Here is a 22,049-nt window from a genome sequence, read left to right as displayed (position 1 = left end):
CTTATTTTGATTCTTAATTTACAATAATTGAACTTGTGATCATTTTCCCTTTCGAAATATTAAAAGTTGGATGAGTTATACTTTTTAAAGTATAATTGCTTCCATTTTGAACGAATGCTTCAAAATAGTATGTTTTAAGAGTGGTACTTGTAATTATTGAATTTAAATCTAAATAACCTAAACCATTCGCATCAGTAGTTACCTGTTTTAAAATTGGAGGTAATGCTGCTGTATTTGTTACGGGTTGGTCAAACATCATTATTATATAATTTGATTTGTTGACGTTAGCGGAAGTTGTTGCTGTAAGTTTTACCCAAGTATTAGTTTCCACCGTAGTTGTGGTATTACTCATTTCTGTAGAACTTGAATCGTCTCTTGATGAACAAGAAACTGAGAAAATTAATGCTAAAATAGTAAGAGTCGATAGAATTTTTTTCATACTAATAATTATTCCCGATTTACTTCTCTTTGAAGCTAAAGACGTCGAATTGGAATATATTTATATTAATTTTTGCCCGCCCATTTTATTATATAACTCTTTTATTTTTAATGGAAATAAAAACTCTCTATATATAAAGAACAAATATAAAAAAACTTCTTCAAATATTTTACTTTTTTTAGAATTCTAAATTTTGAAGTTTAATTTGTGTTAGATCCTTTTTTCAACATAAAAACACCAATTAATAAATAAGATTGCTTCGTTTCTCGCAAAGACAAATTGAAGAAAAGATCATGCAAAAGTGATTATTTTATTTTCTCATTCTTCTCTTTCATCTTCAAAAAATTCAAAGGCGTCATCACAGCAATTGAAGCATTTCGGTAGTCTTTGATATTACGAGTAATTATCGCATCTAAACCTGTAATAGTTAATGCAGACGAATATTGGATTGAATCTTCAAAATCTTTAAAATCATTTTTTAATGCTTGTAAGATTTCAATTTTCGTTGTTCCAATTATTTCAGTCATTTCTGTTAATGTCTCAATAACTTCCAGAGTTTTCTTCGAACCTAAAAATTTTCTAACGATGTAGTAAATATTGTTGATGCTAACTGCGGACAAATACAATTTAATTTCTCCAATTTCATTTAATTCAAAAAGTTCACTAGCAGGATTTGCATGAGGTTCTATGTATGTAAAAAAATCAATGACCACATCAGAATCTATAAAAAGTTTATACGCCATATTTCTTAGAAAGTTCTTCGGTTAAAATTTTCTTGTAGTCAAATTGGTCGTCACTTTTTATGATTCCGCGTAATTTCCGAACTTTAGATGAAAGTTCTTTTTCCTTTACTTTTTTTCTATTTACAGTTACAAATTTGAAGTAATTTTCTACCATTTCAGAAAGACTTTGCCCTTTTTCTTTTGCATATTCTTTTGCAATTTCTATAACTTCTTTTTCTATCGTTAAAGTTAATTTAGTATTCATTTCAATTTGATTTAAAACAAAGATACGTGTTTATTTTTATTTTTCAGCACGTGCAAATTTCTAAATCACTTATCTCTCATCTTTTAGTCTATTGTCTTTTTAATGATACTTCAACTTCATTTCTGGCTTTATTTCCAGCAAAGTTTCATAAATTAATTGTATCACATTTCCTACATCTTCTTTTGCAACCATTTCTACGGTGGTGTGCATATATCTTAATGGTAAAGAAATCAATGCAGATGGAACTCCGCCATTAGAATGTGCAAATGCATCGGTATCTGTTCCAGTTGCTCTGCTTGCTGCAGCTCTCTGAAAAGGTATTTTTTTGTCTTTTGCCGTTTTTACAATCAATTCTCGGATGGTGTGATGCACACTTGGCGCAAAGAAAACTACAGGTCCGTCTCCACATTTTTGGTCGCCCTCTTTTTTCTTTTCAATCATTGGTGTTGTCGTGTCATGCGTAACATCTGTGATGATGGCGATGTTTGGTTTTATGGTATCTGCAATCATATCTGCACCATACAATCCCACTTCTTCTTGCACAGAATTGGTGATATACAATCCGAAAGGAAGTGTTTTTTTGTTTTCTTTTAAAAGTCTCGCCACTTCGGCAATCATAAATCCACCAATTCTATTGTCTAAAGCTCTACAAACGAAATATCTGTCGTTCATCTCAAAAAATTCGTCGGGATAAGTGATCATGCAACCAACATAAATTCCTAAATCTTCTACTTCTTGCTTCGTAATTGCGCCACAATCTATAAAGATGTTTTCTAATTTTGGCGTGGTTTCTTTTTCTGCACCCATTCTTGTGTGGATTGCTGGCCAGCCAAAAACACCTTTCACGATGCCTTTTTCGCCATGGATGCTTACTATTTTTGATGGTGCAATCATCTGATCGGATCCACCATTTCGGATAACGTAAATCATTCCATCATCTGTAATATAATTCACATACCAAGAAATCTCGTCTGCATGTGCTTCTATCACTACTTTAAATTCTGCCTCTGGATTGATGATTCCATAGCATGTACCATAATGGTCTACTTCTATCTTGTCTACATAAGGCGTTAAATAATCCATCCAAACTTTCTGACCTTCTCTTTCAAAACCAGTTGGTGAAGATGTATTTAAGTATTGTTCTAGAAACGTGAGCGATTTTTTTGGAAACTTCATAAAAGGGAATGATTTTTGTGAGTATTTTTTTTAATTTGAATGAGTAAAAATAATGAATTTTAATAAGTTTTATCTAGTTTTATTGATGTTTTTGGGAGTTTTTGCTTTTTCACAGGATCCAATAATCGCACAACCATTAAGTTCCTACGAATCTAGCGATCTGAAAACGGACGAATTTGGTAATAAATATTATTATGATGCTAAGCAAAAAGCGAAAATTTACGATATAAATGGGGAAACTGTGGTGGTAATGGATGAATTGATCATCGCCAACAAACCAAAATTTAACAACCAGCTAGATCGCAATTATTATTATTTTTTGAATAAAAAATTGTACCGAGTGTATCCCTTATTTTTAAAAGCTTTGGAGCAATATAGAGACATACAGGAAGAAGTTGCAGCGCTTCCGCGCGAAGATCAAAGAAAATTAATTCGTCAAAAACAAAGTGCTCTCGCAGATGAATATCAATCCCAAATAATGAATTTAACAACAACGGAAGGCAAAGTTTTTACGAAATTATTGCACAGAGCAACCGGAAAAACAGTGTTTGAGATCATTAAAGAATTGCGTGGGAACTGGAGTGCATTTTGGTGGAATGTGAAGGGAAATATAGCAGACGTAAGCATCAAAGAACCCTATGATCCTTATAATAATAGGACAGATTTATTTTTAGAATCTCTTTTGCAAAGTAATTGGAATGCTGGTTATCTGCAACCTTATGATGGCTATGAAAATTACAAAATGAAGAAATAATTTATTTTCTTAAAAATTTTTCTTGTAATTTTTCGAAAGCGATGATATCAATTGGTAGTTTGAAGGGGTTGATCTTAGCATCAATTGGATACCATTCTACCTTTTCTATACAAGAATCCATTATTAAAAAATCTTCCATATTTATAATCTCTACAATATAATAAACTGTCAAAAGTTGCTCGTTTGGTCTAAATTTAGAAACTTGAAAATTTTCTTGGGTGTATAAATGCTCTTTGATTTTAATTTTTACATTTAATTCTTCCGCAAATTCGCGATGTAGACAATCTAAAATTCCCTCGCCAAATTCTAAACCACCACCAGGAAGTTTTATCAATTTTTCGCCAGCATATTCTTCAAAAAGGGCAAGTACTTTTCCGTTATTTATTGCAGCGGCGTATATTCTAACGTTTATTTTGTCTATCATATTATTATAATTCATTTTTCCAAGCATTCATCATTTCTCTTTTTCCGGGAGGTCCGGCTAGTTTTTCTACATTCAAATTCAAACTTTGCAAAATTCTACGCACACTTCCTTTAGACGAATAAGTAGTGAACAAGGCATTCTTTGCCATTTTGTCTGTGGTCATTTTTATTAAATTTTCTTCCCACAAATCTGGCTGTACTCTCGCTCCAAAGCAATCATAATAAATAACATCAATAGGTGGCAAATCAATTTTATCCAGATTAAAAAAATCTTGATTTATTTTTATTAAGTTAAAATTTGGGAGTATTTCTACAGGTTTTTCCCACTCTGCTTCATGAATCTTCTGATTAAAAATAATCATATTTTCTGAAGAAAAATGTTGAGAATAGTTCAATTCTGCTATTTCACTCCAATTTACGGGATATTTTTCTAAGGTATAATAGTTAATTTTATTGATAGATTCATTTTTCAAAAACTCATCAATTGTAACTAAAGCATTCAGACCTGTACCGAATCCCATTTCCAAAATGTTAATCTGATTAAGATTTATCTTTTTCAATCCATTTTTAATAAAAACATGTTCCGCCTCCTGCAATGCACCATGATGGGAGTGGTAAGTTTCATCTAAAGCATTGACGTATAGTGTTTTGCTTCCGTCTTTGGTATCTTTTATAATTCTATTCAAAGGTTTTTTTTCAAATTTAAACTAAATTTATTATATTAGTGAATTATTTATAAGCAAAAATTAACCTCAATATTTTAAGAAATGATCATTCAAAAATCTGACAATCTTCGAATTTCAACATTTGATCCAGAAAATTTTTCTTTTGGAAATACTTTTGTAGATCACATGGTGATTTGTGAATTTGAAAATGGAAAATGGGGCGAACCAAAAATAGTTCCTTATGGTCCACTTGGTTTTTCGCCGGCAATGATGGGAATCAACTACGGACAAGCCTGTTTTGAAGGTATGAAAGCCTACAAAGATAAAGACGGCGACGTATTTTTATTTAGACCAGAGAAAAATTTTGCAAGGATAAATAAATCTGCAAGCAGATTGGCAATGCCAGAAGTAACAGAGGAAATGTTCATGGATGGCATCAAAACATTAGTAGATATGGAAAGAGCGTGGATTCCTCATGGAGAAGGCTTGTCTTTATACATTCGCCCGCTTATTTTTGCTACAGAAGAAATTTTGAAAGCTAGAATCTCAGAGAAATATATGTTTGCTGTTGTAGCTACACCTGCAAAATCGTACTATACAGAACCAGTTTCTGTGAAAATTGCAGAATACTATTCTAGATCTGCAAACGGTGGAGTAGGATTCGCGAAAGCGGCAGGAAACTATGCTGCAGCTTTTCACCCAACAAGATTGGCAATGGAAGAAGGATATGACCAAATAGTTTGGACAGACGATTCTACGCACCAATATCTTGAAGAAAGCGGAACAATGAACGTTTTTGTGAGAATTAATGATACTATTTATACTCCACCAATTTCTGAAAAAATATTGGATGGTGTAACCAGAGATAGCTTCATACAATTGGCGCAAAGTCTACAGATGAATGTACAAGTGGAGCCAATATCTGTAGATGTAGTGATGGAAGCTCAGAAAAATGGAACATTAAGAGAAATGTGGGGAGTTGGAACAGCTGTGGTAACAACTGTTTTTAAATCTTTCGGTTTCCAAAATGAAAAATATGATTTGCCAGAATTGTCTGATGAAGATAGCTATGCATTGACGATTAAAAATAAATTAACATCCATACAATCCAACTTATGTGAAGATCCTTTTGGATGGAGATTAAAAGTTGAGAAGAATAATTAAAATTTAATTTTAAGAAAATATCATAAATTATTATAAAGTCGGATTTGTTTCTGGCTTTATTTTTTTGTATTTGATCGTAAATTCTTATTTTCGCAGAAGATTATGCACGCAAAATATTTACTTTTTTTATTTTTAATTTTAAGCTGTACAAAAGAGCAAGAAATCTATGCTCCAGTTGGGAGTTCGAAAGAAAAAAGTGAAATGCAAGAATCTAGAGATCGCGCAAAAAACATCAATGAAGTAGAAAGACGTTTGATGGAAGAATGGATGAAAAATCAAAAAGAAAAATTCTACACCATGCCTCTTAATTATTGGGTAAATGTGGAAGGTTTTGATAAAAGAGTAGATAATCCAGAAGATCAAATAATCTCTTACAGTTATTTGATAGAGGATTTTGAAGGAACAAAAGTCTATAAGCAACCAAGAGGTTTCCGAGATATTCCATTAGGAAAATTAAATGATATAAAAGCTGTAGAAAACGCTTTGATGAAAATGAAAATTGGTGAAGAAATAAAACTTTTGGTGCCATCTGCATTAGCATTTGGAACCTCTGGAGACGGGCAACAAATAGAAGCAGATATTCCTTTAATCATCAATTTAAAAATTTTGGAAAAAAATGAAAAATAAAATTATATTAATATTCGCAGCTCTATCTTTGATGAGTTGCACACCAATTTACAAAAAAATGAACGTAGAAAAACAAACTTACGAAGGATTACAAGACGGATTGTATGCCAATCTGCAAACTACAAAAGGAAACATGATCGTAAAGCTGGAAGACAAAAAAGCTCCAGTTACCGTGGCAAATTTTGCAGGTTTGGCTGAGGGAAAAATAGAAAACAAAGCAAAAGCGAAAGGAGTTCCTTTTTATGATGGCACTATTTTTCACCGTGTGATAGAAAACTTTATGATCCAAGGTGGAGATCCAAAAGGAACAGGAATGGGAGATCCTGGATACAAATTTGCTGACGAGAAAAACGACCTTACTCATTCAGAAAAAGGGGTTCTTTCTATGGCGAATTCTGGACCAAATACCAATGGTTCTCAGTTTTTCATCACGCAAGTTCCAACTCCGCATTTAAATGGTAGACATACTATTTTCGGGAAAGTAGTAGAAGGTTTGAACGTAATAGATGCCATTGTTGCAGAACCAAGAGGTGCTCAGGATAAGCCAAAAACGGACATTGTTTTAGAAAAAGTAAGTATTTTCTCTAAAGGAGATGAATACAAAAAATATGATGCTGCTAAAATTTTTAATGATGGTAAAGGCAAAATAGAAGAAAATAACAAAAAAATTGCTGCCGAATTAGAAGCTGCAAAAAAGAAAAAAGAAGAAGATTTTAAAAATAATCAAATTAAGATGGTAGACGAAATGAAAGCTGGAATGACAGCAACAGAATCTGGATTATATTATAAAATAACAAAAACCACAGACGGAAAAGCACCAGTTGCAGGAAATAATGTTGCTGTACACTACGCTGGAAAATTGATAGACGGAACTGAATTCGATAATTCCTTCAAAAGAGGAGAGCCTATTGAATTTCCTGTAGGAATGGGAAGAGTAATAAAAGGTTGGGACGAAGGTATCATGCTTTTGAAAGAAGGTGAAACTGCAACATTATTGATTCCACCAGCATTAGGATATGGTGCAAATGGAGCAGGAGGAGTAATCCCAGGAAACGCTTGGTTGGTATTTGATGTAGAATTGGTGAAAAGCTAATCTTTAAGATAATAGAAAATAGACGTAAGAAGATAGATTTTAAATCTGTTTTTCTTTAAAATTTACAAAAGGCTTTCAATATATTGGAAGCCTTTTTTATTCTAATTTTCTAAAACTATACCTTCTTCAGTTTGTAAATATACATGCAAGAAAGGATCGTAATAATCCTCAATCCAAATACTATTTTTAAAAATAAATTCTATTTTGTTAAGTCCCGTATTAATCATGATTATTAAATTATCTCCTTCTTTAGGTTGATAATCAAAATCAAAACATTGTTTACTATTTAATTGTTTAAGAACAGATTGTGAATTTAATCCAAAACCAAGATCCTAAGAAGGACGCCCAAATCTACCAGTTTCATGTTTAATTTTTAAGCCTAAATATTCATATAAATAACATTGAAATACAATGAAATCATTTTTTTTATTTTCCTTCTTAATTTTCCTTGACTTCTTATTATGAATTATTTTCAGTTGTTGAGTAGATTTAGATAAAATAAAACCTTGTGTAAAATCGCACATATTAAGATAATAAATTTAAATAGTAATTTAGAAAACCTGACTATAAAAAGCAAAAAACTCCCGAAAAATTGCGTAAAAATCTCGCCATTCAAAATAATTTGGGCTGGAACTTTCTATATTTTGGAAACCATTTTTCACGAATAAACCTTTCGTTCTGGTTTGATGAAAATATTGCGATACAGAAATTGCGGATTTGTATTGTAAACTATCCATTATTTCGATAGAATTGCGGACTGTTGCCTCTGTATCAATTCCTTTATTATCCACGATTATTCTGTCTGTGGGAATATTATTTTCTATTAAATATTTCTGCATTTCGGTACCTTCCCAAAAGCCTTCTTTCCCCAAACCACCACTTACAATTATTTTTTGAACGCGTTTAGTTTCAAATAATTTAATGCTTTGGTTTAATCTTTCTTCTAATCTTTTAGAGAGCGTTCCGTCTTCGTTTACTTTATTTCCTAAAACAATCGCAACATCCGCTTTTGTATTTTTATCGTGCAAACCGTCGCAGATTATGTAGATAGAGTGCAGACTGAACCAGAGGAGCAGAAATAATAATAATGTTTTTAGTATTTTTATAAAGGCTTTCAATTGATATTTTTTAAAATTTTATGTCTATCCGTAATTTATCATCTGAAGCTATTTATACAGTTTTTTGTCATTCCATAGGAATCTAGCGTTCTGTTTGACAATGCGTTGAGATTCCTACGGAATGACAAAATTGTGTTGATTTAGTAATGTTATTGCTAAAAACGGGCATACATGAAAATTTTAAAGGCTAACCTTAATATTTCATAAGCTCACCTAAATATTTGATAGGTGCGCCTAAACATTTCATAGGCTCACCTAATCATTTGGTAGGTACGCCTTAATATTTGGTAGGCTCACCTTAACATTTGGTAGGTCGACCTTACTATTTGGTAGGCTCACCTTAACTTTTGGTAGGCTCGCCTAAACATTTGGTAGGCGATCCTAATTTAAAAATCTACCACCTTTGATCAATCATGTAAACAATCTGCGCAATAGAAACTGCACCCAACATTAATTCTCGTCGGTTTACTTTATCAAAAGTATCTTCTGAAGTATGGTGAATGTCAAAATATCTTTGCATATCCGGTACCAACTCTGCTAGCGGAACGCCAAGCTTTTTGAGAGGAACAATGTCTTGTCCGGCATATTCTTCATCAAAATTATACACGCCATACGGTAAAAATAAATCTTTGAAAGCAAAAATCAATCTTCGCCTTTGTGCTACCATATCCAAAGAAATACCACGAGGTGCAAATCCTCCTGCATCACTTTCTATCGCGAATAAATGTTTTTCGCCTTTCTTTTTTACTTCTTCGGCATATTTTTCGCCACCATGAACTCCATTTTCTTCATTGGCAAAAAGTACAACTCTTATGGTATGTTTATTTTTATAGCCCATCGCTTTGAAGGCGCGCAAAACTTCTAGACAATGCACAACGCCAGCTCCATTGTCATGCGCTCCTTCAGAAATATCCCAAGAATCTAAATGTGCACCTATTAAAATAACGCTTTTATCTAAAGTTCCAGGGATTTCTCCAATTACATTATGGTTGATGGCTGTTCCTTTTGTGCCAGAAGTTGTGTTTATTTTCGCAAAAACCTTCTGTGTTTTTAAGAGTTGTTCTAGTTCGTCTGCACTTTTTGCTCCGATGGTAATTGCAGGAACCTTGTTTAGTTCATCTTTATCATAATACATACTTCCCGTGTGCGGTACATCGTCAAAAGCGGAAGTTGCTGATCTTGTGATTACTGCTTTTGCGCCTTTTCTGCTTACCAAAGATGGTGTAGTCCATCGGTATTTTCCTGCGATATTATAAGCATCTGCTGGATTTACGATAGATTGATCAAACGCGAAATTGAAAAAAACGATTTTATCTTTTACATCATTGGAAAATAGTTTGTTGAACTCCGTTAGGTCTTTCACAAAGAGGATTTCTCCCGTTAAATCTTTGCCATTTGTACCTTCGGAACCACCTAAAGCAAGCATTCTTATGTTTTTATAATTTCCTTTTTCGGTTTTTATTTGCAGAGATTCTCTTCCTCTTTTCCAAACGGGAACTACAACTTCTTGTTTGTAGATATTTTGAGCTCCGTATTGTTTCATTTTTTTTTCTGCCCAATCCGTTGCTTTTGCATAACCTGGTGTTGCGCTAAAACGTGGGCCAACATCTTTGGTCAATTCTCGCAAATCTTCGTACACTTTGCTATTCAGTAGTATTTCTGTGGAAATAGTTTTGAACATATCTGCATCGCTGATGGTCTTTTGTGAAAATAAAATTCCACCCAAAAAGAGCGGAATGATGGTAAAGAGTTTTGTCATTTATTTAAATTTTGATAAAATGATCATCAATAAAAGTTAATTTTAATATTGAATATATCTTTTGAAAATGCGATAATTTGCAGCCCGACTTGAGTGGAATTCCTTTTTTTGCAAAAAAAGAATGGGAACGGAAGGCGGATTTTGCTGCCCAAATAAATCTATTTCATATCATACATTAGCAATGCCGTAATCAGTTTTGGTTCTATATAGGTGCACTTTGGTGGCATCGTAATTTTATTATCAGATATTTGTAGAATTTCCTTAAAACTCACGGGATATACTCCAAAACCTGCTGCAAAATCGTTTTCGTCTACAAATTCTTTTAATTTTACGATCCCATCTACGGTAGAATTTCCTTTTAGATAGGTAATATCTTCGCTTGCATCTGTGTTTTCTATACCGTAGATATTTTTAAAAATTAGCGTATCTAATAAATGATGATCTAAATGATTGATGTCTATTTCTTCTGATCTCAACTCGTGTTTTACGTGCAAAGAGTAGAATTTGCCTTCTAAGTACATAGAAATGTGAAACTTTTTAGACGGGAAATAAGGAGTTTCGCCTTTGTCGTAAATATTGAATGATGTTTCAAGCTTTTTCAAAAATTCTGCGGCAGTGAGACCGTGTAAATTTTTTGCAATTCTATTGAAATCGTTTATTTTAATAGATTGATTGGAAACGATAAAACTATAGACAAAATTGTAATGTTCTTGCCCTGTATGTTTTTTATTTTTCTCTTTTTGAAATTTTGCGTTGAGTGCAGTAGAGCCAATTCTGTGGTGTCCGTCTGCAATATAAAAAGCATCAATATCTGCTATTGCTTCTTTCAACTGTTGCATTTTCAGTCGATTATCTATTTTCCAAAGTTTGTGCTTAATGTTTTTACTATCTTCATAACTAAATAATGGAAGATTTTTTTCTTCATGATTCATCAATAATTCTACCCGAGAATTAGATTGATAAGTGAGTAAAACTGGCTCCGCTTGAAGGTTGACCTTCTCTAAATAGTGCGCTAGTTTCGCTTTCTTTTTCTTAATAGTGCTTTCGTGTTTTTTTATTTTTCCGTCGATAAATTCTTCAACACTCGTCAATCCAAGTAAACCGCGAAAAACCGTTTTGTTGGGATAAATTTGTTCATAGAGATAATAGGAAGAATTGTCTTGCATCAATTTTTTATCAGCTACCAATTCTTCATAATTAGTTCTGATTTTGCGCAAATTTCTATCTACATCTTTAGATTTACTTACCACATAAGGTTTTATCATCTGCACATAAGAAGAATCTTGTTGTGCTTTTTTGTTGATTTCTAATTGGGAATAATTATCCAGCGGATGTGTAGGAAAAATATCTATATAATTTTCCTGCGGTCTAACTCCACGAAATGGCTTGAAAATAGGCATTTAATTCTGTAATTTCTTATTTATTGCAATGATTTGTTCAGCGAGTTCTAGTCCAATTTTTTCTTGAGCATCCAATGTATTACCGCCCAAATGTGGGGAAAGCGAAAGGGAAGGATTCATTAATAATGCTAATTCTGGTTTCGGTTCGCTTTCAAAAACATCTAGAGCAGCACCTGCAATTTTCCCATTAGATATAAAATCTACCATAGAAACTTCATTGATAACGCCACCTCTTGCGGTATTAACGATGAAAACACCATCCATCATTTTTTCAAATTGTGGTGTATCCAGAATATACTCGTTCGTTTTTGGTGTGTTTAAGGTAATGAATTGGGTATCTTTCAAAAATTCATCCCAATTATTGGTAGAAGTTATCTCGAAATTTACCTTTTGTCCGTCAAAAAAGTTCAACGTTAAAGTTTCAGTTTTAGGGTTTCTTGTTAATACTTTAACCTTCATTCCTAATGATATACCGATTTTCATCACTTCTTGACCAATTGGGCCAAAACCAATAACTCCTAAAGTTTTACCTTCTAATTCTACAGCATTGCTGAATGCTTTTTTTAACTTTTTAAAGTCTGTATCTCCTTCTAATGGCATCAATCTGTTGCACTCGTGCAAATTTCTTGCAAGTGTAAAGAAGTGCGCAAATACCATTTCTGCTACAGATCTGCTAGAAGCTAAAGGTGTATTTATTACATGAAGACCTTTGTTTCTGGCATATTCTACATCTATATTATCCATACCAACACCACCACGTCCAACAACCTTCAAAGTAGGGCAAGCGTTGATCAAATCTTCTCTTACAGTAGTTGCGCTTCTTACTAGAAGAACATCTACCTGATTTTCGTTGATAAAATTTGCTAATTGCTCTTGAGCTACTGTATTATCTAGAAATTCAAAACCTGCATCTTTCAATGCATTTTCACCAGCTTTAGAGATTCCATCGTTTGCTAAAATTTTCATTTAATTATTTTAAGAATTAATCTTCAATTTTTATTAAAGAGATTTCATCACATTTACCAAAACTTCTACACTTTCAATTGGCAATGCATTATACATACTTGCTCTGTAACCGCCCAAACTTCTATGTCCGTTTAATCCATTGATGCCTGCTTCTTTCCAAGCTGCATCAAAAGTTTCTTTTTTAGATTCATCTATTAATTTGAAACCAGCATTCATTGTAGATCGATCTTCTTTTGCGCAGAAACCTTCAAACAACGGGTTTCTATCTATTTCATCATAGATTAATTTAGCTTTTGCATTATTTTTAATTTCTGCTGCTGCAATCCCACCATTATTTTCTAGATGCTGCAACGTTAGTAGCGTAGCATATACTGGAAAAACTGGTGGCGTATTGAACATTGATTCTTTTTTGATGTGAACCTCATAATCCAATATGGATGGTATATCTCTACCAGACTTACCTAGAATTTCTTTCTTCACAACGACTACAGTTACACCTGCAGGTCCCATATTTTTTTGTGCACCAGCATAAATAAGATCAAATTTTGAGAAATCTAACTGGCGAGAAAAAATATCTGAGCTCATATCGCAAACCATCAAAGTATCCACTTCTGGAAAATCTTTCATTTGCGTTCCATATATTGTATTGTTGGATGTACAATGGAAATAATCATATTCCGAACCTACAGAATAATCTTTCGGGATGAAAGAGTAATTTTCTTCTTTAGAACTACCTACTACATCTACATTTCCAAATCTTTTGGCTTCTTTTATAGCATTTGCTGCCCAAGTTCCTGTATTTGTATAAGCTGCTTTTCCGTTTGTAGAAAGCAAATTGTAGGCAACCATCAAAAATTGCATGCTTGCACCACCACCTAAATATAGTACTTCATAATCGTCATTTAGGTTCATCAATCTTTTTACGATTGCTCTGGCTTCATCCATAACGGCTACAAAATCTTTGCTTCTGTGAGACATTTCCAAAAGAGATAGCCCACTTCCGTTGAATTCTAAAATTGCATCTGCAGATTTTTGGAAAACTTCTTGTGGCAAAATACACGGACCTGCACTAAAATTATGCTTTTTCATGTTTAGTTTTTATTATATGAATTAAAATTGAAAAATTTTTGATTGATTTTTAAAAGAATAGTCAAATTTGTAAAAAAATTTATTCTTGATGCAAAAATTGTTTTTTTGCTAGCAAGCTTTCTTCGGTTTCTACATGATCTTCATCAGGAATACAGCAATCTACTGGGCAAACTGCCGCACATTGTGGTTCTTCATGAAAGCCCATGCATTCGGTACATTTATCTGCAACAATGAAGTAAACATCGTCACTCACGGGTTCTTGTGGAGTATCTGCATCGGTTGTTAAGCCAGATTTCAAAGTTACCATTCCCTTCAATGCGGTACCTTCGGAAGCCTTCCAATCTACTGCACCTTCATAGATGGCGTTGTTCGGACATTCTGGTTCACATGCACCACAATTAATACATTCGTCTGTTATTATAATAGCCATTGCTAATTATTGTTTTAAATTTACACAAAATTACAAAAATTAAAGCAAATTCTGACCATAATGAGCACTAAAAATCAAATTTCTGGCTTGGTAAAACTAGGAAACTACATCAATTTATTTTTAAATGGAAAAAATGAAAATTTCACAAAAGATGAAGAAGAATTTCAATCAAAATTAAACCGTGCTGAAGTAGAAAATAGATGGTTTTCTCAAGAGAATTTAAGATTTTGTTTGAAAAATTGGGCAGATCTTTTCACCCAAGAAAATTTAGAAAATTGGATTTCTACCTATGAAATATCTAAAAATCCTAAAAAAGTTGGGTTGATTTTGGCTGGGAATATTCCTTTAGTGGGTTTGCATGATGTGCTTTCTGTTGTATTTAGTAACCATATAGCGCTCATCAAATTATCTTCAAAAGATAAAGTGCTTCTGCCTTTTTTATTAGAAAAATGGGAGGCTTTCTCTGCAGAAAAATTGCAAATAGAATATGTTGAAAGATTGATAGAGAATGACGCTGTAATTGCAACCGGCAGTAATAATACAGCGAGGTATTTAGAATACTATTTTAAAGATAAATTGAGCATTATCCGTAAAAACAGAACTTCGATCTCTGTCTTGAAAGGCGATGAAACCAATGAAGATTTGCAGCTTTTAGCAAAAGATATATTTAAGTATTTTGGTTTGGGATGCAGAAATGTAACTAAATTATTTATTCCAGAAGATTTTAAACTCGATAGGTTGTTTGAAAATTTTTTCGAGTACAGCGAAATTATTAATCATAATAGTTATGCCAATAATTACGATTATCACAAAGCAATTTTATTATTGAATCAAGATGTTTTTTGGGATAATAATTTTGTAATGCTGAAAGAGGAAACTTCGCTTTTTAGTGCGCTTTCCATAATTCATTTTACCAGATATAAAAATATTTCAGAAGTTGAAAAATTTATTGCTGAGAATAAGGATCAAATTCAATGCATTGTCGCGCAACCAGAATTAAACTTAGATTCTATTAATTTCGGTGAAGCACAATATCCAAAATTAGACGATTATGCAGATAATGTAGATACGATGAAGTTTCTGGAAGTTATTTAAAATAATATAATAGAAAAGCAGTACCTCACGATTCTGCTTTTTCTTTTGTATTTCTGAGTGATAATTATTTATCTATAGATCCCAAAACTTTCTGTGCAAAACCATTCAAAGCATCTTTCTCTGCCATTCCATTGGCAATACTTGCATGAACTTCCATTGCTCCCAGCATATTTGTAATCAATTCTCCAGCTACATTTAAATCTTCTTCCGACGTTCCTCTAAACTCTGAAAAGCTCTCCAAAACTTCTACTGCTTTTTCTAAATTTTCTACAGATTGTTCTCTCACAAACTGTCTAATAATAGGTATTTTCATTATATTTATTTTAAAAAAAAACCTTCCAGTTTTTTCTGGAAGGTTTTCAATAATTTAATTTATTTATTGTGCATTATTGAACAAGTTGTTCAAAACTTCCGCCTGATTGGTTTGTGCTTGCTCTACCAAAACTCCATTTTTGAATACTGCAAAGGTTGGTAAATTATCCACTTTTGCTAATTTTCTACTTTCTGGTAATTTTTCGGCATCTACATAATAGAAAGGAATGCTTTCGTGTTCTGCAGCCAATTTTTTAAATTTTGGCTTCATTATTCTGCAGTTTCCACACCAAGTTGCCCCGTATTGAACAATGACCTGATTATTTTCTGCCACAATATTTTGCAAAGTATCTTCTGCTAATTCTTGGTACATACTATTAATTTTTTGCTGCGGTGGATTGTAAATATTCTGCAACACCTTTTCTATCTGCATTCATGGCAGTTTTTCCTTCTTCCCAGTTAGCTGGACAAACTTCTCCATTTTTTTGAACGTGGGTGTAAGCATCGATCAGTCTCATGAATTCTTGTACATTTCTACCAAGAGGCATGTCATTCACAGATTCGTGGAATATTTTTCCATCTTCATCTATTAAATATGTTGCTCTGTAAGATACGTTAGATCCAGTATAAATTTCGTTGCCTTCATCATCGTAATCGAAATCTTGATCTAAAATTCCTAATATGTTGGATAATTGTCTATGCGTGTCTGCTAAAATTGGATAGGTAACACCTTCAATTCCACCATTGTCTTTCGGCGTGTTCAACCATGCAAAGTGTACTTCATTGGTATCACAAGAAGCTCCGATTACGATGGTGTTTCTCTTTTTAAATTCTGCTTGAGCTTCTTGAAAAGCGTGTAATTCTGTTGGACAAACAAAAGTGAAATCCTTTGGATACCAGAATAATAATACTTTTTGTTGATTGTTTTTCGCTTCTTCGAAAATGTTAATTTTTAAATTGTCTCCCATTTCAGAGATTGCATCTACTGCGATGCTTGGGAATTTTTTTCCTACTAATGACATAATGTTTTATTTTTTTTTGAATATTTATAGTGCAAAGATACAATATTTCATCTATCAAAAAAAAATTCATGATTTATAAAATCTATTAAACTTCTACTTAGTTTCTATTGATCAATTGTTCAATCATTAAATAACTACTAAAAATTGTTTTTCGTTATTATCTTAGAAATAATACCTTAGAAAAATTTAATTTTATACAAACTTATCCATTAATTCTTTAATTCTGCGCATTGCTTCTACTAAATCTTTTTGAGAAGCTGCGTAAGAAAACCGAATGCATTCTGGACTGCCAAAAGAGGTTCCACCAACACTACCAACGTGTGCTTTCTCTAGAATAAACATAGAAAAATCGTCTCCATCTTTTATAAAGGTGCCATCTAATGTTTTGCCAATGTAATGAGAAATATCTGGAAATAGGTAGAACGCAGATTTTGGTAAAGTGATTTTAAATCCAGAGATTTCTTGCATTAATTTAAAAGTAAGATCTCTTCTTTTTTTAAATTCATTAGTCATGTATTCGTAATGAGATTGATCTTCCTGCAATGCAGTTATTGATGCTTGTTGAGCAATGGTATTGGCACCGCTTGTAGTTTGTCCTTGTATCTTTTCGCAGGCTTTTGCCAACCATTCTGGACAAGCAGAATATCCAATTCTCCAACCAGTCATTGCAAATCCTTTGCTCATTCCATTTATAACCGCTACCTGATCTTTAATTTCTGGAAATATTGCTATCGAAGCATGTTTTGATTCGTAATTGATATATTCATAAATCTCATCTGAAATCACCGTGATTTTAGGATATTTAACAATAATATTTGCAATTTCTCGCAATTCTTCTAGAGTATAATAACTTCCGGATGGATTGCAAGGCGAACTAAAAAGCAATGCTTTTGTATTAGGAGTAATTGCAGCTTCTAATTGTGCAGCCGTCATTTTGAACTCGCTTTCTATAGTAGTCGGTATTAAAACAGATTTTCCGCCTGCCATTTTCACCATTTCTTCGTAGCTTACCCAAAATGGAACGGGCAAAATTACTTGATCGCCGGCATTCAAAATTGAATACAAAATATTGCTGATCGCTTGTTTTGCACCATTAGAAACGCAAATTTGGGTAGGTGCGAAATCTAAATCGTTATCGCGTTTTAATTTACTAGCAATTGCTTTTCTCAACTCCAAAAATCCCGGAACTGGCGAGTAATGGCTAAAGTTTTGGTCGATAGCAGTTTTAGCAGCTGCTTTTATATTATCTGGTACATCAAAATCTGGTTCGCCCAAAGTGAGACTTATAACGTCTATTCCGTTGGCTTTCATTTCTCTAACTTTGTTTGACATTACAAAAGTTTGTGAAAATCCTAAATTTTTAACTGTGTTTGATAATCTTTCCATGAAAATATGTTTAAAAACAAAGATAAAATTTTATTAACATTCTGTTCATATTATAAGTAAATAATAAAATTTTTTTTCCATTTCGTTTACTTTTAGGAAATAAAATCTATTAATGTTTGGTGACTAAATTTTAAATTTTACTGCAATTGCATATTTTACTGTATTTTTTTTTATCATCTTTCAAATCTTCATTGTCAATTTGAATTTTAGTAATTCAATTTTGAAATCACTCTAAAGAAAAGTATTTTTGTAAAATACAATCCATCTATGAAAACCGAACTCATTTTAAAATATTTCCCAGAAATAACTGAATTTCAAAAATCTCAATTCGAAAAATTAGAAGCCGTTTATACAGAATGGAACGAAAAAATAAACGTAATTTCTAGAAAAGACATGGATTTTTTATACGAAAAGCACATTCTGCATTCGCTAGGAATTGCAAAAATTATGGAATTTGCTCCAGGTACAAAAATTTTGGATGTAGGAACAGGTGGTGGTTTTCCGGGAATTCCTTTGGCAATAATATTTCCAGAGGCACATTTTACCTTGATAGATTCTATCGGAAAAAAAATAACTGTTGTAGAAGCAGTTGCAGAAGAAATAGGTTTAAAAAACGTCAAAGCAATTCACGGAAGAGCAGAAAAAGTGAAAGACAAATTTCATTTTGTGGTAAGTAGAGCTGTAACCAGAATGCCAGAATTTCTATTTTGGTTGCGAGGAAAGTTTGAAAAGCAACAAATTAATACAAAACATAACGGAGTTCTATACTTAAAAGGCGGAGATTTAGGAGATGAATTAGCAGGATTGAAATGCGAAATTTTTAATTTAAAAGATAATTTTGAAGAAGAATTTTTTGAAACCAAAAAGGTGGTATATTTATCCAAAGGGAATTTTAATTCTTAATTTTATGTAACATAGTTTTGTCATTCCGTAGGAATCTCACGCCAGAATTTCCTTATGTTGAGATTCCTACGGAATGACAAAGTGGGTGTTTTTTTTACTTCGAATATAAAAAATTTTTAAATAAACTTAAACATTATTCTTCAATAAATCAAATCGAAGATTCGACGAAATCAAAAATTTCTCTCGTCCAAAAGACGAGATTTAAAAACACAATAAGATGAAATTCCTCAATAAAATAATCACCGAATTACTTTCTCAAAACGAAGATCTTTCTGCGTTCAACATTATTCTGCCCGGAAAAAGACCAGTTGTTTTTATTAAAAGAATTTTGGAACAAGAAAATTATTCTGGTTTTTTGCCAAATTTTTTCACCATTGAAGAATTGATACAGCAAATTGCGGAAAAGCAACAACTGCAGGGAATTTCATTGTGGTTATTTGCCTATTCTATCTACGAACCGCTTCCTTTAATACCAAAAGACGATTTTGCTAGTTTTTTAAAATGGTTTCCCACATTATTGAAAGATTGGGACGATATGATGAAGTTTGCCAATGATGATCAGGAAGTTTTGGAGTACATGTTCAAAGAGGAGCGCATCAAAGATTGGGCGCAAGATTTGGGAGATGAAGAAGATACACCTCGGAAAAAATACCTCAATTTTTGGAGAAATATGAGCGAATTTTTGCCCATTTTGAAACAAAAATTGCAAGAAAAAAATTGGGCAACTGCAGGAATGATTCACCAAACTGCGCGAAAAAATTTAGAAAAATTTGTAGAAAATACTTACGGAAATTATGTTTTTTGCGGCTTCAACGCGCTAACTTTAGTTGAAAAAAAATTGATGAGAAGCTTGTTGCAAGTTGATAAAGCGCAATGTTTTTTTCAAGCAGATGAGTACTACATCAATGATAAAAGGCAGAAAGCGGGAGAGTTTTTAAGAGAAACCATTTTATGGAAAGAATTCAACGAATATAGAAATTTCCACTGGATAGAAAATGATTTTGTGAAGCCGAAAAATATTCAATTGTATGAAGTGGCGGGCAATATTTCGCAGACAAAAATTTTACCAGAAATTCTTAAAACCAACGATTCTGAGCAAGATTTATCTGATACGGTAGTTGTTTTGCTAGATGAAAATCTTTTGCCAGCAAGTTTGGATGCTTTGAATTTAGTAGAAAATATCAACATTACGATGGGATTTCCTTTGGGAAATTTAGGTTTTAGCAATGCGATAAAGCATTTATTTAGACTTCAAAAACAGTTGGAAAAAAGTTCGTCTTCTTATTATTACAAAGATGTGCTTGCAGTTTTGGAAGAATTGCCAAATGATGAAGCCGATGCAGAAATAGTTTCCAATTTCAAGGCCTATTTGGAAGAGTACAACATTGTTTACATCAGCAATAAATATTTGAAGGAGCAACTTTCATCGCTTTCTTATTATTATTTATTACTAAAACCAGAAAACGTACTTTCATTTTTAAATGATTTACAAAATTTCTGTTACCAATTAAAATTCAGAGAGTTAGATGATATTTTGTACGAAAATATCTCTCATTTTGAAAATGCTTTTCGCGTCATAAAAAACCAAATCTCACTTTATACGGTTAATGTTTCAATCGAAATTTTGGAAGTATTGTTGAGTCAGTCAATTGGTTCAGAAACAATTGATTTTCAAGGAGAACCATTGCAAGGTTTGCAAGTAATGGGACTTTTGGAAACTAGATTATTGAATTTTAAAAATGTAATCATGCTTTCTGTGAACGAAGGAAAATTGCCACTCGGAAATTCGCAGAACACTTTTCTTCCTTTTGATGTAAGAAATTATCATGATATCCCAACTTTTCTAGATAATGATAGTATTTATGCCTATCATTTCTACAGATTGCTGCAAGATTCTGAAAATATTTCGATGATGTTTAATGCTTTGAGCTCTGGCGCAAATACTGGCGAAAAGAGCAGATTCATCACACAATTAGAAATAGAAAGTCCGCACAATTTGGAACATACGATTATTGAAAATACCTCGGATCCAATATTGGAAAATTTAATTACGATAGAAAAATCGCCAGAAGTTTTGCAGAAATTGGAAGAATGGAAAGGCAGAGTTTCGCCTTCACATTTAACGTCTTATTTATACGATCCGATTCAGTTTTATCTTCAAAAAATATTGGGAACTAGGGAAGGAGCGGAAGTGGAGGAAGAACTATCTTCCCGAAATTATGGAAATTTGGTGCATTATTCTTTAGAATTTCTATATAAACCGTTTTGCGGAGAAATTTTAACTGCAAGTAATTTAAAATCAGCTTTATTAAAAGTAGACGAAGCAATTGCGCATGCTATTGAAAAATTAAAACATCAATCTGAATATTACGACAAAAGCATGAACTACATCCACAAAGCGATTGCAAAAAAGGTGATAGAAGATATTTTGACTTTTGACTTGCAATTAGTTGCAGATGGAAACTCTTTAAAGTTAATTTCCGTAGAATCTAATTTTGAAAAAATTCCTTTCTATTTGGATGAAGAAAAGACGAATAAAGTTCAGTTTTTCGGCTACATCGATAGAGTAGATGAATTGAATGGCGTAACAAGAATCATTGATTTTAAGACCAAAAAAGTTGATAATTTAAAAATAAATATTACGGAAAAAAACATTGAAAGTTATTTTTGTAATGTTTCTAATATCATGCCGATGCAATTGTGCATTTATCAATATGCTTTAGAAAATTCGCCGGAATATAAAAATAAAAAGATAGAAACCGGAATTTGGAGTTTCGCTGGTGCAAAAAATGGAGTAGTGCCTTTGGAAATTACCACAGGAAGCTTGGACGATGCTATGGTTTCCATTAAAAATTTGATTTTGGAAATGCTGAATCCGGAGTTGGAATTTTCTGAGAAAGTGGTTTTTAAAGTGGATGTGTAGTAAATATTATTTCTAAATTGTTGCACAAATTTTTCACATAATTTTGTCATTCCGCAGGAATCTCACACTGCTAGATTCCTGCGGAATGACAAAATGATGTGTAAAAATTACTTATTTAAATTCTTATTTCTAAAAGTAGCAATCGCAGTTCCGTAACCCATTAAAAAATAAATTACAAAAAATACGATATAGTATAGAATAGGTCTTTGCAAAGAATCATCAATAACAAAATCGTAAAATAAGGAAAGACCAGCGAACAATGTTCCAGATAATAAACCTATAAATAGTGCATTTTTATTTTTTGATAGAAAATTCATT

24 protein-coding genes are annotated in these 22,049 nt (G+C 32.5%); 7 read left to right on the top strand and 17 right to left on the bottom strand.

Going from position 1 to position 22,049, the window contains the following annotated elements:
• Positions 1 to 13: 13 nt before the first annotated feature.
• The 4 genes from HNQ03_RS10475 to HNQ03_RS10460 form a co-directional block, all read right to left on the bottom strand.
• Positions 14 to 439 carry a hypothetical protein gene (locus tag HNQ03_RS10475; protein WP_173779633.1) on the bottom strand — a complete coding sequence of 142 codons (426 nt, stop codon included), beginning with the start codon at positions 437 to 439 and terminating at the stop codon, positions 14 to 16.
• 305 nt (positions 440 to 744) lie between these two features.
• The gene (locus tag HNQ03_RS10470; RefSeq protein ID WP_173779632.1) at positions 745 to 1,182 is read right to left on the bottom strand and encodes a type II toxin-antitoxin system VapC family toxin; all 438 of its coding nucleotides are present in this window, start codon (positions 1,180 to 1,182) and stop codon (positions 745 to 747) included.
• Positions 1,172 to 1,426, bottom strand: coding sequence for a DUF6364 family protein (locus HNQ03_RS10465; protein WP_173779631.1), 255 nt, complete (start codon positions 1,424 to 1,426; stop codon positions 1,172 to 1,174). Before HNQ03_RS10465 ends, HNQ03_RS10470 begins: the two co-directional genes overlap by 11 nt.
• Positions 1,427 to 1,525: 99 nt before the next feature.
• On the bottom strand, positions 1,526 to 2,602 hold the full coding sequence (locus HNQ03_RS10460) for a M42 family metallopeptidase (protein ID WP_173779630.1): 1,077 nt from the start codon (positions 2,600 to 2,602) through the stop codon (positions 1,526 to 1,528).
• A 52-nt stretch (positions 2,603 to 2,654) separates the two neighbouring features.
• Between HNQ03_RS10460 and HNQ03_RS10455 the strand changes: the two genes are divergently transcribed.
• On the top strand, positions 2,655 to 3,356 hold the full coding sequence (locus HNQ03_RS10455; RefSeq protein WP_173779629.1) for a DUF4294 domain-containing protein: 702 nt from the start codon (positions 2,655 to 2,657) through the stop codon (positions 3,354 to 3,356).
• Position 3,357: 1 nt separating this feature from the next.
• On the opposite strand, the gene HNQ03_RS10450 is transcribed toward HNQ03_RS10455, so the two are convergent.
• Together HNQ03_RS10450 and mnmD are read right to left on the bottom strand one after the other, a co-directional pair.
• On the bottom strand, positions 3,358 to 3,780 hold the full coding sequence (locus tag HNQ03_RS10450) for an NUDIX hydrolase (RefSeq protein ID WP_173779628.1): 423 nt from the start codon (positions 3,778 to 3,780) through the stop codon (positions 3,358 to 3,360).
• Positions 3,781 to 3,784: 4 nt separating this feature from the next.
• Positions 3,785 to 4,465, bottom strand: coding sequence for a tRNA (5-methylaminomethyl-2-thiouridine)(34)-methyltransferase MnmD (gene mnmD / locus HNQ03_RS10445; RefSeq protein ID WP_173779627.1), 681 nt, complete (start codon positions 4,463 to 4,465; stop codon positions 3,785 to 3,787).
• An 81-nt stretch (positions 4,466 to 4,546) separates the two neighbouring features.
• On the opposite strand from mnmD, the gene HNQ03_RS10440 reads away from it, so the two are divergent.
• From HNQ03_RS10440 to HNQ03_RS10430, 3 genes are all read left to right on the top strand, one after another.
• Positions 4,547 to 5,608: a branched-chain amino acid aminotransferase gene (locus HNQ03_RS10440; RefSeq protein WP_173779626.1), complete on the top strand. Its 1,062-nt coding sequence runs from the start codon at positions 4,547 to 4,549 to the stop codon at positions 5,606 to 5,608.
• A 102-nt stretch (positions 5,609 to 5,710) separates the two neighbouring features.
• A complete protein-coding gene (locus tag HNQ03_RS10435; protein WP_173779625.1) occupies positions 5,711 to 6,235 on the top strand; it encodes an FKBP-type peptidyl-prolyl cis-trans isomerase in 525 nt (174 codons plus the stop codon).
• Positions 6,236 to 6,266: 31 nt separating this feature from the next.
• On the top strand, positions 6,267 to 7,328 hold the full coding sequence (locus HNQ03_RS10430) for a peptidylprolyl isomerase (protein WP_185156697.1): 1,062 nt from the start codon (positions 6,267 to 6,269) through the stop codon (positions 7,326 to 7,328).
• A gap of 551 nt (positions 7,329 to 7,879) precedes the next feature.
• Here the strand turns inward: HNQ03_RS10430 and HNQ03_RS10425 are convergent.
• From HNQ03_RS10425 to HNQ03_RS10400, 6 genes are all read right to left on the bottom strand, one after another.
• Complete coding sequence (locus tag HNQ03_RS10425) at positions 7,880 to 8,446, bottom strand: YdcF family protein (RefSeq protein ID WP_173779623.1); 567 nt, start codon at positions 8,444 to 8,446, stop codon at positions 7,880 to 7,882.
• Positions 8,447 to 8,840: 394 nt separating this feature from the next.
• Complete coding sequence (locus HNQ03_RS10420) at positions 8,841 to 10,205, bottom strand: M20/M25/M40 family metallo-hydrolase (RefSeq protein WP_173779622.1); 1,365 nt, start codon at positions 10,203 to 10,205, stop codon at positions 8,841 to 8,843.
• A gap of 158 nt (positions 10,206 to 10,363) precedes the next feature.
• Positions 10,364 to 11,605, bottom strand: a complete 1,242-nt coding sequence (locus HNQ03_RS10415) for a DUF1015 domain-containing protein (protein ID WP_173779621.1) — start codon at positions 11,603 to 11,605, stop codon at positions 10,364 to 10,366.
• Positions 11,606 to 12,571 carry a D-2-hydroxyacid dehydrogenase gene (locus HNQ03_RS10410; protein WP_173779620.1) on the bottom strand — a complete coding sequence of 322 codons (966 nt, stop codon included), beginning with the start codon at positions 12,569 to 12,571 and terminating at the stop codon, positions 11,606 to 11,608.
• A 33-nt stretch (positions 12,572 to 12,604) separates the two neighbouring features.
• The gene (gene serC / locus HNQ03_RS10405) at positions 12,605 to 13,660 is read right to left on the bottom strand and encodes a 3-phosphoserine/phosphohydroxythreonine transaminase (RefSeq protein WP_173779619.1); all 1,056 of its coding nucleotides are present in this window, start codon (positions 13,658 to 13,660) and stop codon (positions 12,605 to 12,607) included.
• 79 nt (positions 13,661 to 13,739) lie between these two features.
• A complete protein-coding gene (locus HNQ03_RS10400) occupies positions 13,740 to 14,090 on the bottom strand; it encodes a 4Fe-4S binding protein (RefSeq protein WP_173779618.1) in 351 nt (116 codons plus the stop codon).
• Positions 14,091 to 14,150: 60 nt separating this feature from the next.
• On the opposite strand from HNQ03_RS10400, the gene HNQ03_RS10395 reads away from it, so the two are divergent.
• Positions 14,151 to 15,185, top strand: a complete 1,035-nt coding sequence (locus HNQ03_RS10395) for an acyl-CoA reductase (RefSeq protein ID WP_173779617.1) — start codon at positions 14,151 to 14,153, stop codon at positions 15,183 to 15,185.
• A 64-nt stretch (positions 15,186 to 15,249) separates the two neighbouring features.
• On the opposite strand, the gene HNQ03_RS10390 is transcribed toward HNQ03_RS10395, so the two are convergent.
• From HNQ03_RS10390 to HNQ03_RS10375, 4 genes are all read right to left on the bottom strand, one after another.
• Positions 15,250 to 15,498: a DUF6952 family protein gene (locus HNQ03_RS10390; protein ID WP_173779616.1), complete on the bottom strand. Its 249-nt coding sequence runs from the start codon at positions 15,496 to 15,498 to the stop codon at positions 15,250 to 15,252.
• 63 nt (positions 15,499 to 15,561) lie between these two features.
• On the bottom strand, positions 15,562 to 15,870 hold the full coding sequence (locus HNQ03_RS10385) for a thioredoxin family protein (RefSeq protein ID WP_173779615.1): 309 nt from the start codon (positions 15,868 to 15,870) through the stop codon (positions 15,562 to 15,564).
• Between the two features lie 4 nt (positions 15,871 to 15,874).
• Entirely contained in the window at positions 15,875 to 16,519 is a 645-nt protein-coding gene (locus HNQ03_RS10380) for a peroxiredoxin (protein ID WP_173779614.1), read from the bottom strand.
• Positions 16,520 to 16,711: 192 nt separating this feature from the next.
• Complete coding sequence (locus HNQ03_RS10375; RefSeq protein ID WP_173779613.1) at positions 16,712 to 17,905, bottom strand: pyridoxal phosphate-dependent aminotransferase; 1,194 nt, start codon at positions 17,903 to 17,905, stop codon at positions 16,712 to 16,714.
• Positions 17,906 to 18,172: 267 nt separating this feature from the next.
• Between HNQ03_RS10375 and rsmG the strand changes: the two genes are divergently transcribed.
• A complete protein-coding gene (gene rsmG, locus HNQ03_RS10370) occupies positions 18,173 to 18,808 on the top strand; it encodes a 16S rRNA (guanine(527)-N(7))-methyltransferase RsmG (protein ID WP_173779612.1) in 636 nt (211 codons plus the stop codon).
• A gap of 217 nt (positions 18,809 to 19,025) precedes the next feature.
• Positions 19,026 to 21,731, top strand: a complete 2,706-nt coding sequence (locus HNQ03_RS10365) for a PD-(D/E)XK nuclease family protein (protein WP_173779611.1) — start codon at positions 19,026 to 19,028, stop codon at positions 21,729 to 21,731.
• 107 nt (positions 21,732 to 21,838) lie between these two features.
• Here the strand turns inward: HNQ03_RS10365 and HNQ03_RS10360 are convergent, their stop codons facing one another.
• Positions 21,839 to 22,048, bottom strand: coding sequence for a hypothetical protein (locus HNQ03_RS10360; protein ID WP_173779610.1), 210 nt, complete (start codon positions 22,046 to 22,048; stop codon positions 21,839 to 21,841).
• Between the last annotated feature and the right edge of the window lies 1 nt (position 22,049).

The sequence above is a fragment of the Frigoriflavimonas asaccharolytica genome (genome assembly GCF_013294015.1).
Classification (GTDB): Bacteria; Bacteroidota; Bacteroidia; order Flavobacteriales; family Weeksellaceae; genus Frigoriflavimonas; species Frigoriflavimonas asaccharolytica.
Note: the sequence above shows the minus strand (reverse complement) of the source record. Positions and strands in the feature narration are given on the sequence as shown.